This is a genomic window from Butyrivibrio sp., from assembly GCF_024699075.1.
Genome location: NZ_JAILQF010000437.1, coordinates 1 through 3,356, shown reverse-complemented (window position 1 = coordinate 3,356; position 3,356 = coordinate 1). Strand labels below are relative to the sequence as shown.

2 protein-coding genes and 1 pseudogene are annotated in these 3,356 nt (G+C 40.4%); all 3 read right to left on the bottom strand.

The features are described from left to right. Window positions 1–594: pseudaminic acid cytidylyltransferase (pseF, locus tag K6G87_RS17240; RefSeq protein ID WP_296840022.1), on the bottom strand; the 594-nt coding region annotated here is incomplete at its 3' end. Between the two features lie 250 nt (window positions 595–844). Further along, a complete protein-coding gene (locus K6G87_RS17235; RefSeq protein WP_296840019.1) occupies window positions 845–2,446 on the bottom strand; it encodes a hypothetical protein in 1,602 nt (533 codons plus the stop codon). A 243-nt stretch (window positions 2,447–2,689) separates the two neighbouring features. Continuing rightward, a pseudogene (locus K6G87_RS17230) lies at window positions 2,690–3,356 on the bottom strand (glycosyltransferase family 2 protein); the annotation flags it as partial.

Below are 3,356 nucleotides of genomic sequence, written 5' to 3'. Positions count from 1 at the left end.
AGAGTTCTCCATTGTAGTATCCTTGAATATCTTGAAGTCTTCTACCTTGAAGATATAGAACTGACCGCATTCATGGTAGAGTTTCTGAAGATCCTGACTTCTTGTCTGGGCATATTCAGGATGCAGCATCTTAACATATCCATTATCGTTTATATAAAGGCCTCTCTGCGGAGGATAAGAAAACTCTGACATAGGCACGATTGACTGAGCTTTTGATGTTTCTAAAAGATTCATTGCATCCTTAAGCTTATCAGCTGTAACAAATGGTGCTGTAGGATATATGCAGCATGCAACGTCAAACTTCTTGCCTATCTTCTCATAATTATCAAATACTTCAAGAAGAACATCAGCAGTTGTAGCGGTATCTGTTGAAGTCTTATCCGAGCGCATGAAAGGAATGCTTGCACCTGCGCTTCTTGCTATATCAGCAATCTCTTCATCATCTGTTGATACCATGACTTCATCAAACAGACCGCTTTTTAGAGCAGCTTCTATAGAATAATTTATAATAGGCTTTCCGCAGAAATCCTTGATATTCTTGCGAGGGATTCTCTTACTTCCGCCGCGTGCTGTAATAATTGCAATCTTACTCATAATAGTCCTCGATCATTTCATTTTTTCAAGCTTCGCATTTTACATTATTTATCTATTGTCAGCTTTGATTATCACTACTTAATTTAAAAACTGCTATCATATCCATCTATGATATGTCAGCCTGGAAATCATTTGCTTTATACCTGTTACACAGTTACATATTATAACATGACGTCGCAAGCATATTAACCACTTGCCATTTAAGCCCTATGTAGCTGCTCTCTCCGTATCCTGCAATGACCATGTCATTTTAATTTAGTTCATACGTCGTCCAGTTCTCTTCATGCCCTACTTCTTCTGCCTTGTCGATATTCTCATTGCAGTCCACAAGCATCCCGAGCATCTTATCCGTATTTTCATCATCCGCCACGTAGACTATAAGTTTATCCGCATTCACGATTATCTCATCATCTAGAGGGGCATCATTTTCCTGGCTTACAAAGTAGACCTTAGAATATTCCAGTATCTCATTTGTTATCCACCAGACTTTATCAGGTGTTGCGCTATTATAAAGGATGACAACGGCTTCATCCTTATTATCTCTTGCATATGAAACCTTGGCCCCTTCTTCCCTGTAAAGGAAGAGGATGTTATTGCCTGATATGTCGCACGCAAGCCCCCATACAATCATGAAGGCACAGAAGATGTACAAAAGGGCCTTTGAAGCTATCTCCACCTTTTCCTTAATTTCCAGGGAAAAGAGCTTTCCGGTTTCAATTCTAAGTGCTATCTCGCCCAAAGCAAGTTCAAGCGCTGTAACCGTAACCAGTATGAACAGCCAGTACACAGGCATTTCGTATCTGTTTGATGTCTCTCCAAGGAGAAGCCCTGTCTTAGCTACTACTGTAAAGAAAGCTACTCCAGTTATTACAAGCATGATATATTCAGAGCTTACCCTTATGCGAAGGACTATGAATATTACAAGCATTACTAAAGCTATGGCCCAAAAGCTTCCTGCAAATACATTCTTATTAAGTAGTCCTGCAAAGAACAATATCCTTTGAGGAAAATTTGATATTGTAGAAAACTCGCTTATAGCTTCCGTTCCTCTGTAGCCAGCAAATATGTGGGCTGCTGCCGATGGATAAGTTATAAGTGCAAGGCCAAGTGATACAGCGCAGCTTATAACATAGATAAGAGCTTCTATTATTCTTCTTAAGCTCTTTTCCCTATTGCCGGATCTTCTAAATAATAGCCATATGGTAAAGCACATGCCCATAAATACGAAGAATATCAGGTAATAATAATGGGTCAGAAATCCAAGGTAGGAACAGGCCATAACAGGGAGCATATATCTAAGCCAGAATATGAACATTGATTTTCTATCTGATAGAAAAATCGAGCTCTCAACCGCCCTTGCTGCCTGCAACAGTCTTATGTGAAGAAGTGCGCAGCATATGACAAATACTGTCATCCACATGTACATCCTCGTAAACATGATAAAAGACATGGTCATTGGGTTAAACCCCCAGATCGCAAGTACTAAAAGCCTGGTGATATCCGATACTCTTAAAAGGTCCATTACTTTTAGAAATAAAAACCATGCGATGACAAAGGCAATCATGTTGACCGCTATTCCAAGCCATTTTGAAAAGAGCCTTGGAACTATGGAGCATGCCGTGTGAAGGATATCATAATAAAGAGGCGGATGTACGTCCCAGGACTGAACTGTTGCTACAAGAGAGTAGTTAAAGCCTTCTCCCGGGATTACCACGAATTCATCTTTAATAGTATCTATGTCCTGCCACTGCCTGTCTGTCACAAAAAGACCTGCTGTTCTGTTGGAAGAATAGTAGGAATAGTACTCATCTTCGTGAAAGCCCTGCTTCTTTACTCCAACTATGATGCACATTATAAGCTGCAAACACAGGATTATGTATCCAATTGTTTTAAACCATGTTTTTGAACTCTTTTGACTCATCAACTAATTTCATGTAGTACTGCCAAAGTCTCGTGGCATATACTACATACCTTTCCTATATATGTTCATAGCCGGTCACCGGATATCTACAGCCACCGGCCCTTTTATGAACCACTCCGGCTCCTGATATCTACTGTTTCCAGTCATTACTTGAATCACTTAAGCTCAAGATCTTTACAGCCCACGCAGTTTTGCGTGCACCACTCTGACCGTCCTTGGGTTACCTGTAAAGAGGTACAGGTAGAGCTTTTGTCTTCTCGATAAGTAAGGATTAGTCCTTATTTCGGCCTTATGCTCTTTTACAAATCTGCAGACCTTTTTATAAAAGTCGTTGTTATCTGTCATCTTCGAGATCGGTATGTGAAGGAGATAGTCAAGCCTTTGTACCAGCGCAAATCTCATTGTATATTGTTCAAGGTCGGGATATTTTTCTTTGGCAAAAGATGTTACGTCATCTGAATTTACAACTATGTCTGTAAATACAGGGGGAAAATAGTCTTTGTCCTCTGCCTTTTTCCTTGAATTAGAACCGCTTCTGTAATATACGTGGTAGCCGGTATCAGTTGTTACAACAATTTCAGCCGCATCCGGAAGCATATGATACAGAAGATAAAAATCTTCATTAAGGACTCCTTCAGGAAAGAGCCTTTGCTCATCCTTTGGCTTATCCAGGCCAAAGAGCGCCCTTGATGTAAGTTTGGTACAAAAAGACGCATCGCCCCTGTGCATAAGAAGCTCTTTTAAAAATCCCTTATCTGTGTAAATAGTCTCCCACTCAGGAACCTGCACGACATTTGGAAGTTTTGACCCGTCCTCTGCGATCTCGTCTCTTCCTGTCTGC

What these genes read in the sequence shown, in the direction of transcription:
- K6G87_RS17235 (WP_296840019.1), bottom strand. Translation starts at nt 2,446, where the DNA reads ATGTGCATCATAGTTGGAGTAAAGAAGCAGGGCTTTCACGAAGATGAG.